Raw genomic sequence first — 13,385 nt, forward strand, 5'->3', positions numbered from 1 at the left:
CCCGCCGCATCCCATCCCGCCGCACCCGATCCCCCCGCACCCGATCCCCCCGCACCCCACCCCGCCCGTGCCGACGCCGCCCCCGCCCACGGTCAAGCCGCCGCCCCCGCCGACCGTCGCGCCGCCCAAGCCGCCACCGCCGCCCGCGACGCCGCCACCCGCCAAACCCCGTCCCCAGACCGCGGCGCCCGTCCCGCCACCACCGCGCACACCGCCGCCGTCCAAACCGCGCCCGCCCGCGAAGGCCGCACCCGCCCCGGTCCACACGGCGGCCCGAGCGGTCCGCAAACCGCCCGAGCGCCCCGACCCGCTGAGCACCTCACTGGTCATCGCGGTCATCGCCGTCGTGATCAGCGCGGGCGCGGCGATCGCCTTCGCCCGCTGACCCCGTCCACCCCGTCCACCCCGTCCGCGCGGCGGCGTTTGCGCGTCGCGCGTGGCCGGGGCGACCGGAGGCGGACAAGACCGAGGACGGAACGGCCGCCGCTGTTACCGTACGGTCAACGAGGGATCACTCTGGGAGATCATGGTGCCGCATTTCCCGCGCCGATTAGGAATGGCGGCCGGAGCGCTCGCGATCGTCTCGGCGGCGGGTTTCGGCGCCGTCCATCTGACCGGTCTGGCAGGCAAGACCGGGAGCAGCGGGACGGAACGCGGCCGCCCCGCCCCCACGCGCAGCTCACCCACCGCGACGCCCGGCGGCCGCGCCCCCGAGCCCGGGTCCACGGGGCGGGCCAGGCCGACCGGCGCCGCGACCAAGAGCGGCACCCCCACGGGCAAGCCCAAGCACGGGACCGGCGGCGGACGGGGAGTACCGAGCCCGACGACGTCGGCGACCGGGTCGCCGCCGCCGCCCGAGATCGACCTCGGCTGGGGCGGGCCGTCGCTCGGCAACGCCAATCCCGACGCGGGCGGCTGCAAACTGTTCTGGGTGCGCGGGCGGGGAATCCGCGCGACGATCCAGTCGATCGGCTCCACGACCCGGTTCCAGCCGAGCGAAACCGAATCCGGGGACGGCCCGCCGGTCAACCCCCTCATCCCGAGACCCGCCTGCCTGCGGCCCCAGGCGGACGGCAGACCGCCCTCCTGGAGTTTCGACGGCGACGGCGACGGCGTGCCCGAGAAGCACAGCGCGTCCGGCCCCTGCGAACCCGCCGCCGTGGTGTCGGCGCAGCGCTGGTGCGGCGTCATCGTCAAGCCCGACCTGCCATCGCGTCCCGGCCACTACGGCGGACGGGTCACCTGGCGGCTGTCCACCTCCTGCGAGTCCCGCGACCAGGACCCGTGCTCGCGGCTCTCCGGCCGGAACCGGCCGTCGGCCGAGCGGCCCGTGAAGGTCATGTGGACGATGCCCTGCGACGTCTCCTTCGACGTCCGCCGCTCCGACGACGGCGCCTACTACCTCAGCGGCTACCGGCTGTCCTGCTGACCGCCGATGACCGAGCAGCCCGGCGGGGACGGCGGGGACGGCGGGGACGGTGGCCGGGAGGCCGCGCAGCCGCCGCCGCTCAGCGAACGCCTCGGGCTCCTCACCGTCATCGGCCCGCCGACCACGGTGATCGCGGCCGTCCTGTTCTGGTACGGCTACGTCGCCACCTACCAGCGGTTCCGCTACTTCGGCGTCTACCTCGAACTGGCCGACCTTTCCAACCAGGACCTGCTGCTCTACGGCACCGAGACGATGCTCCCGTTCGGCGCCGTCCTGCTCGGGTTCCTGCTCGCCCTGCTCGGCGCGCACCTCGGCGTCACCCGGCTGAGGACGGCGCGCCGCGCCTGGATCCCGCGCGCCGTGCTCGCCGCCTGCGCCCTCGCCGGCGTCTACCTGGCGTTCCGCGCGCTCGTCGGGATCCTCGTGTCCCGCGTGTCGGAGGAGGAGACGCCCGGCGTCACACCGCTGTCGCTGACGCTCGGCCCCTCGCTCCTCGTCTACGCGCTCTACCAGCGCGTCCGCCTGCACGGCCCGCGGCCCGCGCGGACCCGGCCCGAGATCGCCGCCATCGCGCTGGCCGCCGGGATCGCGGTCATCGGCCTGTTCTGGGCCGCCACCAGCTTCGCCGGCGCCTACGGCGAGAGCCGCGGCTACCGCGACGCGCTGCAACTGTCGCGGCGGCCCGAGGTCGTGCTGCGCGCCAAGACCCCGATCCTCGGACTGCAGGCCGAGGACCGGGGGAAGCGCGAGACGTTCCGCTACGAGTACCGGGACCTGCGCCTGCTCCTTGAGTCCAACGGGCGGCTGTTCCTCATCCCCGCCCGCTGGACGGCCGGCTCCAGCACGGTGATCGTGCCCTACGACGCGAACGTCCAGGTGCAGCTCATCCCCGCGCACCGGCCGCCGCGCTGACCGCCTACAGCCCCGGGATCTGGTGGTTGCGGAACGCGTCCACGAAGTACTCGTGGTCGTCGCGGACGATCTCGGCGTAGCTCGTCCCGAACGCGACCATCGCCTCGACGAACGCCGACTCGTCCGGGCCGATCACCGCGTCGATGGCGTCCTCGACCTGGAAGCCGACCAGGGTGTGGTCGGAGTCGGTGTCGGACACGCAGTGCACCTTCGCCGTGGCGCGGCCGAGGTCGTCCAGGACCGACAGCATCTCCTCCGGCTCGGTGAGGCCGCTCCAGTCCAGGTCCTCCTCGTAGGGCGACAGCTCCTGGACGACGAACCCCACCCCGTCGATCTGGGTGTGCCCGAGCCACGGGTCGCTGTTGGCCTGCAGCGCCCGCCGCGACACCGCCGTCCGGTGCCCGTGGTGCTTGAAGTACTCGCGGATCCGCGCGTCGTCGACGACGCGGCTCGGCGCGGCCACGTTGCCCTGCTTCATCGACAGGACGACGTCGTTCTCCAGCGCCTGCGTGTTGCCCTCGACCAGGATGTTGTACGCCGACAGCCCCGCCGACCCGATCCCGAACCCGGACGCGCCGACGATGTCCTTGACCTCGTAGGTGAGGCTGCCGAACCGCTTCTCCGCCGGGATCGTCGTCAGGTACTCGCGGTAGGCGGCCTCGACCTTGGCGCGCTCGGCCTCGTCCAGGCGGCGGACGCCGGAGCGGTCGCGGAACCGGCGCTCGGCGCCGTCCACGACCGTCATGCCCTGCAGCAGGCCGATGCGGGTGCCGCCCATCGCGGCGACCAGCACGTCCCGGACGTACCCGTCGGTCGTGTCGAGCGTCAGCGCGAACCGCTCGTCCCCGTCGTGCGCGGCGAACTTGCGGACCTGGTCGACGTAGGCGCGCACGTAGGTCTCGATCAGCCGCCGGATGTCGGCGTCGGAGATCGCCTTCTGCCAGGCCAGCAGCGCCAGGCTCGCGACGAGGCGCTTGACGTCCCAGGTGAAGTGCCCGACGTAGGCCTCGTCGTAGTCGTTGACGTCGAACACGAACACGCCGTCGTCGTTCATGTAGGTGCCGAAGTTCTGCGCGTGCAGGTCGCCCTGGATCCACACGCGGGACGTGCGCTCGTCGGCCCACGGGTCGTCGTCGTGGACGATGTCGGCGTAGAACAGGCACGCGCTGCCCCGGTAGAACGCGAACGGGTCGGAGGCCATCTTGCGGAACCGGCGGCGGAACTCGGCGGGGCTGCGCTCCATCAGGTCCGAGAACGCGTCGACCAGCACGTCGACGATCTGCGCCTGGCGTTCCTTCGCGTCCCGCCCGCGCAGCTCCTCGGTGATGCTCCCCATGCCGTCTCCCTCGATGTCCGGGTGCTCCCCGCCCGCTTCCGGGGCGTTCCCGGTCATTGTGCCGAATCGGCCCCCGTCCTGGCGGTGAACAGCGCGCGAATCGCGGGTTCGGAGCGCACCAGGTCGAGCGCCGCCTCGGCGTGGCCGGGCACGTACCCGTTCCCGATGAGCATCGTGACGTCCGCGGCGAGGCCCTCGGCGCCGAGCGCGGCGGCGGGGAACGACGTCGCCATCGAGAAGAACACCACGACGCCGCCCGGCGCGGTCGCGAGGATCGCGCCGTGCTCGCAGCCGGGGACGTCCACGCACACGACGGTGACGTCCACCGGCTCCCCGACGGCCGCGGCGACCGCGACGGGGTCGCGGGCGTCGGCGCGGACGACGGCGTCGGCGAGGCCGGTCCCGGCCAGCAGCTCCTCCTCCGCCCCGGTCGGCACCAGCCCGACCACCCGGGACGCCCCGGCCCGCCGCGCCGCCGCCAGCGCCAGGCTGCCGCTCTTCCCGGCCGCGCCGAGCACCGCCACCGCCGGCGCGCGCTCCCGCGACGCGACGACCCGGGCGGTCAGGGCCGGCGCGCCGCACACGTCCATGACGGCGAGGGCCAGCGGGACGGGCAGGTCGTCCGGCAGCACGGCGGCGATCGACCGGGCGAACAGGATCGCGTGCCCCTCGGCGGGCACCTGCTCCGACAGCCCGTCCCAGCGGGCGAGCCCGTCGGTGATCGCCAGCGGGGTCAGCGTGAGCGACACGAGCGTCGCGATCCGGTCGCCGGGCCTCAGCCCGAGCGGCGACTCCGGGCCCGCCTCGGCGACCGTGCCGACCAGCATGCCGCCCGACCCGGTGACCGGGTTGTGCATCTTGCCGCGCTCGGCGACGATCCGCAGCACCTCGGCGCGGACCGCGTCCGGGTCGCCGCCGTGCGCGGTCCGCAGCTGCCGGAAGGACGCGGCGTCCAGGTTGAGCCGCTCGACGGCGACGCGCACCTCGTCCGGGCGGATCCGCGGGTCGGCGTCCAGCCGCAGCGCCGCCTGCGGCAGCACCCCCGCGGGCTCCAGCACCCGGTGCAGCCCCACCGCCGTCCCCACGCCCGCGCCCGTGCCCGTGCCCGTCCCGTCGCCGTCGCTCATCGCGCCTCCCGCCCTCGAACGCATGTGTTTCCGGAAGATGTACCGGGTACCACTGGTTTCATCGAAAGTCTTCCCGTAACGTCGGCCCCGTACAAGAGTTTTATGCGAACACCGTGAGGCGAGGAGGCGGTCGACGATGACCACTGCCCTGCATCCGGAGCCGGGCCGCGGGCCCCGGTCCGCCGAGACCGCCCAGCCGTACGAGTACCGGCGCCGGCCCCTGGAGGAGCCGGACTGGCGGCGCCTGCCCGGCTGGCGCGACGTCACCCGCGCCGAGTGGGAGTCCGCGCAGTGGCAGCGCGCCCACTGCGTGAAGAACCTGCGCCAGCTCCGCTCCCTCATGGGCGACCTGCTGGACGAGTCCTTCTACGCCGACCTGGAACGCGACCAGGCCGAGCGCGCCACGATGTCGATGCTGCTGCCCCCGCAGATGCTCAACACGATGGACACCTCGTCCACCGAAGCCTTCTACGCCGACCCCGTGCGCCGCTACATGCTCCCGGTCTTCAGCGACCGGCGCGCCGACTGGCCGTCCCACCCGCTCGCCGAGCGCGACTCGCTGCACGAGGCCGAGATGTGGGCCGTCGAGGGCCTCACGCACCGCTACCCCACCAAGGTCCTGGCCGAGATCCTGCCGACCTGCCCGCAGTACTGCGGCCACTGCACCCGCATGGACCTCGTCGGCAACTCCACCCCGAACGTCGACAAGCACAAGTTCACCGTCAAGCCGCCGGACCGGCTCGGCGCCATGCTCGACTACCTGCGCCGCACGCCCGGCGTCCGCGACGTGGTCGTCTCCGGCGGCGACGTCGCCAACATGCCCTGGCCGAGGCTGGAGTCGTTCGTCGGCGACCTGCTCGACATCGACAACATCCGCGACATCCGCCTCGCCAGCAAGGCGCTCATGGGCCTGCCGCAGCACTGGCTCCAGGACGACGTCCGCGCGGGCATGGAGCGCCTCGCCGCCAAGGCCCGCGAGCGCGGCGCGCAGATCGCGATCCACACCCACGTCAACGCCGCCCGGTCGGTGACGCCGCTCGTCGCCAAGGCCGCGCGCGCGATGCTCGACACCGGCGTCCGCGACGTCCGCAACCAGGGCGTGCTGCTGCGCGGGGTGAACGACTCCCCCGCCGCGCTGCTCGACCTGTCGTTCGCGCTGCTCGACGAGGCCGGGATCATGCCCTACTACCTGTACATGTGCGACATGATCCCCTACAGCGAGCACTGGCGCCTCGCCGTCTGGGAGGCGCAGGACCTGCAGCACGCGATCATGGGCTACCTCCCCGGCTTCGCCACCCCGCGGATCGTCTGCGACGTCCCCTACGTCGGCAAGCGCTGGGTCCACCAGCTCGCCGACTACGACCGCGAGCGCGGGATCTCCTACTGGACGAAGAACTACCGCACCGCCCTGGAGGCGTCCGACCCCGACGCGCTGACCCGCCGGTACGAGTACCACGATCCGATCTACACGCTGCCGGAGCGGGGCCGGGAGTGGTGGCGGCGGCAGGCCGACGCCGCCTGACCGGTCGCACCGCCCACCGCCTTTACGTTGTAGATCATTAGCTCGGCGATCTATGCTCGGACGGATGACGACCGACCTGACCTCCCGTTTCCCGCTCGGCGCCGCCGTCACGACGGCGGAACTGGACGACGACCCGCACCCGGTCCTCGCGCGGCTGCGCGAGCGCGAGCCCGTCTCCTGGCTGCCCGCGCTCGGCGGCTGGCTGGTCACCGCCCGCGACCCGGCGCAGCGGGTGCTGCGCGACGCCGCCGCGTTCACCGTGGACGACCCGCGCTTCTCCACCGCGCAGGTCGTCGGGCCGAGCATGCTGTCGCTGGACGGCCCCGTCCACACCCGGCACCGCGACCCGTTCGCCCGGCCGTTCCGGCCCGCGCCGACGCGGGAGCGGTTCACCGCGTTCGTCGCGGCCGAGGTCGACCGGCTCGTCGCCGCGATCGCGCCCGCCGGGCGGGCCGAGCTGCGCGGCGACGTCGCCGGTCCGCTCGCCGTCGCGGTCGTCGCCGAGGCCCTCGGGCTGGACGGCGTGGACGCGGCGACCGTCCGCTCCTGGTACGGCGCGTTCGTCGACGCCGTGTCCGCGATCACGGCGGGCGGCGCCGCGCCGCCCGCGGCGGGCGAGGCCTACCGGCTGCTCACGGCGGCGGTCGAGGACGCGATCCGAGCGTCGCGGCCCGGCTCGCTGCTCGCCGGGGCCGCGCGGGACGAGGCCGGGCTCAGCACCGCCGAGGTCGTCGCGAACGCCGCGATCCTGATGTTCGGCGGCATCGACACCACCGAGGGCATGATCGCCAACGCGGCGCTGCACCTGCTCGGGCACCCCGACCAGCTCGCGCTCGTCCGCGCGGACCCCGGGCTGCTGGACGCCGCGATCGAGGAGTCGCTCCGGCTGGAGCCGTCCGCGTCGGTCGTCGACCGGTACGCCACCCGCGACACCGTCCTCGAAGCGGCGCGGATCCGCGAGGGCGACCTGGTGCGGGTGTCGATCGCGGGGGCCAACCGCGACCCGGCCGCCTTCCCCGACCCCGACCGCTTCGACGTGCGGCGGGGCAACGCCGCCGACCACCTGGCGTTCGCGCGCGGCCCGCACTTCTGCTTCGGCGCCCACCTCGCCCGGCTGGAGGCGCGCACCGCGCTCGCCGCGCTGCTGGAGCGGCTGCCGGGGCTGCGGCTCGACCCGTCGCGCCCCGCCCGGCCGCGCGGGCTCGTGTTCCGCAAGCCGTCCCGCCTGCACGTCCGGTGGGACGCCTGACCCCGGCATATGGGAACATCTCCCAATGATCGTGGAACGCGGGGTCGAGCTGCGCTTCGGGCGGGAGAGCCGTGAGGCCGAGACGCACACCAACCTGTCCGCCGTCCGCCAGGACGGACGCTGCCTGTGGGTCGCGGGGGACGAGACCGCCACCATCGAGCGGCTCACCGCGGAGCTCGACGGCGACGGCCGGGTGACCGGCTACGCGGCGCAGGAGACCGTCGCGCTCGCCGACCTCGTCCCGCTGCCCGCCGGGCCGGACGAGGAGGCCGACATCGAGGGCCTCGCCCGCGCCAACGGCTGGCTGTGGGCGATCGGCTCGCACAGCCTCAAGCGCAAGAAGATCAAGCCGGGGCAGCGCGACGCGAAGGCGCGCAAGCGGCTCGCGACCGTCGTCCGCGAGGACAACCGCTTCGTCCTCGTGCGGCTGCCGCTGGCGACCGGCCCGGACGGGCTGCCGCACGTCGTCCGCGCGGACGGCGGGCGCACCGCCGCCGTCCTCGGCCTCGACAAGGACTCGATCACCGACCTGCTCGCCGACGACCCGCACCTCGCGCCGTTCCTGTCCATCCCGAGCAAGGACAACGGCGTCGACATCGAGGGCGTCGCCGCGCACGGCGACCGGCTCTACATCGGGCTGCGCGGACCGGTGCTGCGCGGCTGGGCGGTGCTGGTCGAGATCCGCCCGGACACCCACCCCGACGACCCGCGCCGGCTGCGGCTGCTGCCCGTCGGCGACGGCGGCGACCGGTACCGCACCCACTTCCTCGACCTCGGCGGCCTCGGCATCCGCGACCTGTGCCCGCACGGCGAGGACCTGCTCGTCCTCACCGGGCCGAGCATGGACCTGGACGGCCCGGTGCGGCTCGTCCGCTGGCCGGGCGCGGCGAGGGCGGACGCGGCGGAGATCGTCACCGCGGACGAGCTGGAGGTGCTCGGCGAACTCCCCTACGGCGACGGCGACGACCACGCCGAGGGCATCGCCGTCCTGGACGAGCCCGGCGCGCCCGGCACCCGCCTGCTCGTCGTGTACGACAGCCCGTCCCCCGACCGGCTCACCGACCGGGGCGGGGTCGTCGCCGACGTCGTCCGGCTCCCCGAGTAAGCGCTCGCTTTCGTCTTCTGCTTGGATGGTCCCGCAGGCATCCGGCGGAGGGCGGGACGAGCATGATCGAGTGGTCCGACGAAGACCTGATGATCCGGGACGCGGTGCGCGGCTGGATCGACGCCCGGGTCAGGCCGAACCTGGACGCGCTGGAGTCCGGCGACCTTCCCCCGTACGGCCTGCTGCGCGACCTCTACACGACGTTCGGGATGGACGAGCTGGCCCGCTCGTCCTTCCGCGCCCGCACGCGCAAGGACGAGGACGCCGGCGCCGGGGACCGGCCCGGCGGCGGCAGCGCGGCGATGACGATGATCCCCGTCATCGAGCTGTGCCGGGTCGCGCCGGGGCTGGTCGCGGCAATGGGCGTCGGCCTCGGCCTCGCCGCCGGGACGATCATGAAGCGCGGCACGCCCGAGCAGAAGGAGCGCTGGGCGCTCCCGCTGCTCACCATGGAGAAGATCGGCGCGTGGGCGATCACCGAGCCGGACTCCGGGTCGGACGCCTTCGGCGGCATGCGGGCCACCGCGCGCAAGGACGGCGACGAGTACGTCATCAACGGCGCCAAGACGTTCATCACCAACGGCCCCTACGCCGACACCATCGTCTTCTACTGCAAGCTCGACGACGGGCGCGACCCGCGCGACCGGGAGATCCTCACCTTCGTCCTGGACAAGGGCATGCCCGGCCTGGAGCAGAGCGGGCCGCTGCGCAAGATGGGCCTGCACTCCTCCCCCACCGGCGAGCTGTCGCTCACCGACGTCCGCGCGGGCGCCGACCGGCTCCTCGCGGCGGGCGAGGGCGGCGGCCGGGAGTCGGCGCGGCAGAACTTCGTCACCGAGCGCGCGGGCGTCGCGGCGATGGCGCTCGGCGTCATCGAGGAGTGCCTGCACCTGTCGGTCGAGTACGCGAAGGCGCGGGAGCTGTGGGGGCGGCGGATCGGCGACTTCCAGCTCATCCAGCTCAAGCTCGCCAAGATGGAGGTCGCGCGGCTGAACGTCCAGAACCTCGTGTTCCGGCACATCGAGATGCAGCGGGCCGGGCGGACGCCCACGCTCGCCGAGGCGTCGGCGATGAAGCTGTACGCGGCGCAGGCCGCTAGCGAGGTCGCGCAGGAGGCCGTGCAGCTGTTCGGCGGCAACGGCTACATGAGCGAGTTCCGGGTCGAGCAGCTCGCCCGGGACGCGAAGTCGTTCCAGATCTACGCGGGCACCGACGAGATCCAGGTCACCCATATCGCCCGTGACCTGCTGTCGCGCTGAACCGTCCGGGAGCCGGATCCAGGAGCGCCGTCCGGGCGGGCGTTTCGCGGCGAACACGCCGCGAACTTCCGGCGGACGGACCGCATCGAAGAGGGGGAGGGTGGGTGAGGGCGATCGCCCACCCTCGCCTGACGGCCACCGATGGACAAGCCGACGATGGGGACTGGATACTCAACGACATGGACGGTCAGCCCTCATTCCCGGTGAGAGCGTCCGACACCGAGCGGGACCGCGTGCTGCGGGCCCTGAGCGACCGCGTGGCCGAGGGCCGCATGTCGCACGAGACCTTCGAGCGGCGCGTCGACCAGGTGCTGCGCGCGCGCAGCCGGGCCGAGCTGGCCGACATCGTGCACGACCTGCCGTCCGGGAACCGGGTGCTGAACCGGCTGACCGGCATCGTCTCCTCGGTCTCGCAGGCCACCGCGCGGTTCGAGGCGGCCTGGCGGGCGCCGCGGCTGCCGCGCTTCACGCTGCCGCCGAAGGACCTCGGGCGCATCGTCGTCGGCCGCGCCCCGGCCTGCCAGTTCATCCTCACCGACCTGACCGTGTCGCGGTTCCACGCCGAGATCTACCGCGCGGACGAGGGCTGGATGATCTCCGACCTCGGCTCCATGAACGGGACGCGGGTGAACGGCTGGCGGCTCACCGGGCCCGCCCGCGTCCGTCCGGGCGACGAGGTCGGCTTCGGCAACTCCAGCTTCATCGTCGCCGCCCCCTGAGAACCACCCCCTGAGACCCCCCGCGAACCGCTTCCTGCGAATCGCGCCCCCAGAGGTCTTGACGCATTCGTTAAGAGTCCTTACTTTCTCCTCCAAGTTAGGAAACCTTCTTAACGCGGAGGCGCCGCCGTGTCCACGCCCGTGCCCGGGACCCCGAGCCTGCTGCGGGCGATCAACGACCGCGCGGCGCTGGAGGCACTGCTCGACCGGGGGCCGCTGACCCGGCCGCAGATCTCCGACCTCACCGGCATCTCCAAGCCGACCGCGTCGCAGCTGCTCGCCCGGCTGGAGGACGCCGGGCTCGTCGTCCGGGACGGCATCCGCGAGGGCCTGCCGGGACGCACCGCCGAGCTGTACCGGATCAACGGGTCCGCCGCGCACGTCGCGGGCGCCGACGTCACCCCCGCCCGGATCCGGGTCAGCGTCGCCGACCTCGCCGGGACGGTCGTCGGCGAGCACACCCTCCCGACGCCCGCCCGCACCGGCGTCGACGTCGTCGCCCGCATGGCCGCCGCCCTCGACGGCGCCGCCGCGGCCGCCGGGCTGGACCGCGGCGCGCTCGGCCGCGCCGTCATCGGCATCCAGGGCGCCGTCGACCCCGCCACCGGGCGGCTCGGCTACGCCTCCCACATCCCCGGCTGGCACATCCCCGACCTCGTCGCGACGCTGAGCGACGGGCTCGGCGTGCGGGTCGCGATCGAGAACGACGTCAACCTCGCCGCGCTCGCCGAGCGCGCCGGCGGGCAGGCCGCGGGCGCGGGCGACTTCGTGCTGCTGTGGGTCGCCGACGGCGTCGGCATGGCCGTCGTGCTGAACGGCGCGCTGCACCGCGGCGCGACCGGCGGCGCCGGCGAGATCGGCTACATGCCCGCGGTCGGCGCGCCGCTGATGCGGGACGTGCGCCGCACCCACACCGGCGGCGTGCACAGCCTCGTCGGCGGCCTCGCCGTGCTGAAGCTGATGCGCGAGCACGGCTTCCGCGGCCGCGACGCCGTCACCGCGCTCGGCCGCGCCGCCGCCGACGTCGGCGCCGCGCGCACCGCCGGGTCCCGCAGCGCGACCGACGCGGGCGCCCGCGCCGAACGCGCCCTGACCGAGCTCGCGTCCCGGCTCGGCGTCACGCTCGCCACCGTGGTGGGCGTCCTCGACCCCGCCCTCGTCGTCCTGAACGGCGAGGTGCTGCGCGCCGGCGGGGAGCCGCTGCGCGCCCGCGTCGAGCAGCACCTGCACAGCCTGACGATCCCCCGTCCCGAGGTGCGGCTCAGCACCGTCGAGGGGAACCCGGTCCTGGCCGGGGCGCTCCAGCAGGCCCTCCGGGAGACCCGCGACGAGGTCTTCTCCAGCACCGTCCCCTGACGACCCCCGGAAACCCCCACCCCCCATAAGGAGAACCGGAGTGGCCACCATCATCAGCACGCGCCGGCTCGTGGCGGCCCTGACCGCCGCCGGGCTCGGCCTCACCGCCGCCTGCACGGCCGGCGGAGACAAGAGCGACGACGGCCCGAAGGCCGACGAGAAGCAGACGATCCAGGTCTGGCACGGGTGGAACGCCCCGCACGAGGTGAAGGCGTTCCAGGACGCCGTCGCCGGGTTCAACAAGCAGCACCCGAACATCACCGTCAAGCTCGTCGGGGGGCAGACCGACGACCGGATCACCAACGCCATCCGGGGCGGGAACCCGCCGGACGTGGTGTCGTCCTTCACCACCGACAGCGTCGGGCAGTGGTGCCAGAGCGGCGCCTGGCAGAACCTGTCGCCCTACATCACGAAGTCGAAGCTGGACCTGAACCAGTTCCCCGCGGCGGTCCGCAAGTACACCGAGTTCAAGGGCGTCCGCTGCGCGATGCCGCTGCTCGCCGACGCCTACGGCCTCTACTACAACAAGAAGCTGATGAAGGGCGAGCAGCCGCCGAAGACGATGAGCGAGCTGACCGCGCTCGCCAAGAAGCTCACCGTCCGCGACCCCGACGGCACCATCAAGGTCGCCGGGTTCATGCCGTCCGCGCAGTACTACGAGCACCAGGTGCAGCACCTCGCGCCGCAGTTCGGCGTGACATGGCTGACCGACGGCGGAAAGGCCAACTTCGCGGGCGACCCGCGGTTCCAGGCGTACCTGAAATGGAACAAAGAGCTGATCGACTGGTACGGCTACGACAACGTGAAGAAGTTCCTGCGGTCGCTCGGGCAGGAATTCGAGTCGTCCAACCCCTTCCAGAAGGGGAAGGTCGCGATGGCCATCGACGGTGAATGGCGCACCAAGTTCATCCAGGAGGAGGCGTCCGGCCTCGACTACGGCACCGCGCCCGCGCCGGTCTCCGACGACCGCGCGTCCTCCTACGGCGGCGGGTTCGTCACCGGCACCGTCATCGGCATCCCGCGCGGCGCCAAGCACGCGCAGGCCGCGTGGGAGTTCGTCCAGTACCTCACCACGAACACCGAGGCGCTGGTCACGTTCGCCAACGCGCTCGGCAACGTGCCGTCCACCATCCCGTCGCTGTCGTCGACGAGACTGACGCTGCCGCCGCAGTTCCGCACGTTCCTGGACGTCTTCAAGAACCCGGCCAGCAGCACCACGCCGCCCACCCCGAACGGCAACGACTACGTCGTCCGGTTCCAGAAGTTCGTGCAGGAGGAGTGGGAGCCCGGCAAGGTCCGCGACCCCGGCGCGGCGCTGAAGAAGCTCGACGGCGAGGTCGACGGCGCGCTGAAGCTCGCCGGAGGCTGACC

12 protein-coding genes are annotated in these 13,385 nt (G+C 73.5%); 10 read left to right on the top strand and 2 right to left on the bottom strand.

All coding sequences use genetic code 11. From position 1 onward, the window contains the following. The 3 genes from ACH01S_RS44990 to ACH01S_RS06990 all read left to right on the top strand — a co-directional run. Positions 1–385, top strand: a 385-nt coding sequence (locus tag ACH01S_RS44990; RefSeq protein ID WP_218010173.1) for a hypothetical protein, incomplete at its 5' end; no start/stop codon positions are given. 141 nt (positions 386–526) lie between these two features. Beyond that, a complete protein-coding gene (locus ACH01S_RS06985; RefSeq protein ID WP_148344715.1) occupies positions 527–1,429 on the top strand; it encodes a hypothetical protein in 903 nt (300 codons plus the stop codon). A 6-nt stretch (positions 1,430–1,435) separates the two neighbouring features. Beyond that, positions 1,436–2,341, top strand: coding sequence for a hypothetical protein (locus tag ACH01S_RS06990; RefSeq protein ID WP_083980410.1), 906 nt, complete (start codon positions 1,436–1,438; stop codon positions 2,339–2,341). 4 nt (positions 2,342–2,345) lie between these two features. On the opposite strand, the gene ACH01S_RS06995 is transcribed toward ACH01S_RS06990, so the two are convergent. Both ACH01S_RS06995 and kdd read right to left on the bottom strand, forming a co-directional pair. Beyond that, the gene (locus tag ACH01S_RS06995; RefSeq protein WP_067886738.1) at positions 2,346–3,677 is read right to left on the bottom strand and encodes a DUF2252 domain-containing protein; all 1,332 of its coding nucleotides are present in this window, start codon (positions 3,675–3,677) and stop codon (positions 2,346–2,348) included. Between the two features lie 53 nt (positions 3,678–3,730). Next, positions 3,731–4,804, bottom strand: coding sequence for an L-erythro-3,5-diaminohexanoate dehydrogenase (gene kdd / locus ACH01S_RS07000; RefSeq protein WP_174564863.1), 1,074 nt, complete (start codon positions 4,802–4,804; stop codon positions 3,731–3,733). A 136-nt stretch (positions 4,805–4,940) separates the two neighbouring features. Here kdd and ACH01S_RS07005 point away from each other — a divergent pair, with 136 nt between their 5' ends. The 7 genes from ACH01S_RS07005 to ACH01S_RS07035 all read left to right on the top strand — a co-directional run bounded on the left by ACH01S_RS07005 (position 4,941) and on the right by ACH01S_RS07035 (position 13,383). Further along, positions 4,941–6,326 carry a KamA family radical SAM protein gene (locus ACH01S_RS07005; RefSeq protein WP_067886653.1) on the top strand — a complete coding sequence of 462 codons (1,386 nt, stop codon included), beginning with the start codon at positions 4,941–4,943 and terminating at the stop codon, positions 6,324–6,326. A 64-nt stretch (positions 6,327–6,390) separates the two neighbouring features. After that, the gene (locus ACH01S_RS07010; RefSeq protein WP_067886743.1) at positions 6,391–7,575 is read left to right on the top strand and encodes a cytochrome P450; all 1,185 of its coding nucleotides are present in this window, start codon (positions 6,391–6,393) and stop codon (positions 7,573–7,575) included. A 25-nt stretch (positions 7,576–7,600) separates the two neighbouring features. Next, positions 7,601–8,680, top strand: coding sequence for a DUF3616 domain-containing protein (locus ACH01S_RS07015; protein WP_067886655.1), 1,080 nt, complete (start codon positions 7,601–7,603; stop codon positions 8,678–8,680). A 62-nt stretch (positions 8,681–8,742) separates the two neighbouring features. After that, positions 8,743–9,939: an acyl-CoA dehydrogenase family protein gene (locus ACH01S_RS07020; protein WP_067886657.1), complete on the top strand. Its 1,197-nt coding sequence runs from the start codon at positions 8,743–8,745 to the stop codon at positions 9,937–9,939. Positions 9,940–10,118: 179 nt separating this feature from the next. Next, entirely contained in the window at positions 10,119–10,658 is a 540-nt protein-coding gene (locus ACH01S_RS07025; protein ID WP_067886659.1) for an FHA domain-containing protein, read from the top strand. Positions 10,659–10,787: 129 nt separating this feature from the next. After that, complete coding sequence (locus tag ACH01S_RS07030; RefSeq protein WP_067886662.1) at positions 10,788–12,014, top strand: ROK family transcriptional regulator; 1,227 nt, start codon at positions 10,788–10,790, stop codon at positions 12,012–12,014. 40 nt (positions 12,015–12,054) lie between these two features. Then, entirely contained in the window at positions 12,055–13,383 is a 1,329-nt protein-coding gene (locus ACH01S_RS07035; protein WP_067886664.1) for an ABC transporter substrate-binding protein, read from the top strand. Positions 13,384–13,385: the final 2 nt, after the last annotated feature.

The organism is Actinomadura chibensis NBRC 106107, from assembly GCF_001552135.1.
In the GTDB taxonomy this organism is placed as follows: Bacteria; Actinomycetota; Actinomycetes; order Streptosporangiales; family Streptosporangiaceae; genus Spirillospora; species Spirillospora chibensis.

Coding starts and splice junctions, on each gene's coding strand:
- ACH01S_RS07025 (WP_067886659.1), top strand. CDS start 10,119: ATGGACGGTCAGCCCTCATTCCCGGTGAGAGCGTCCGACACCGAGCGG.
- ACH01S_RS07010 (WP_067886743.1), top strand. CDS start 6,391: ATGACGACCGACCTGACCTCCCGTTTCCCGCTCGGCGCCGCCGTCACG.
- ACH01S_RS06985 (WP_148344715.1), top strand. CDS start 527: ATGGTGCCGCATTTCCCGCGCCGATTAGGAATGGCGGCCGGAGCGCTC.
- ACH01S_RS07020 (WP_067886657.1), top strand. CDS start 8,743: ATGATCGAGTGGTCCGACGAAGACCTGATGATCCGGGACGCGGTGCGC.
- ACH01S_RS06990 (WP_083980410.1), top strand. CDS start 1,436: ATGACCGAGCAGCCCGGCGGGGACGGCGGGGACGGCGGGGACGGTGGC.
- ACH01S_RS07005 (WP_067886653.1), top strand. CDS start 4,941: ATGACCACTGCCCTGCATCCGGAGCCGGGCCGCGGGCCCCGGTCCGCC.
- ACH01S_RS07015 (WP_067886655.1), top strand. CDS start 7,601: ATGATCGTGGAACGCGGGGTCGAGCTGCGCTTCGGGCGGGAGAGCCGT.
- ACH01S_RS06995 (WP_067886738.1), bottom strand. CDS start 3,677: ATGGGGAGCATCACCGAGGAGCTGCGCGGGCGGGACGCGAAGGAACGC.
- kdd (WP_174564863.1), bottom strand. CDS start 4,804: ATGAGCGACGGCGACGGGACGGGCACGGGCACGGGCGCGGGCGTGGGG.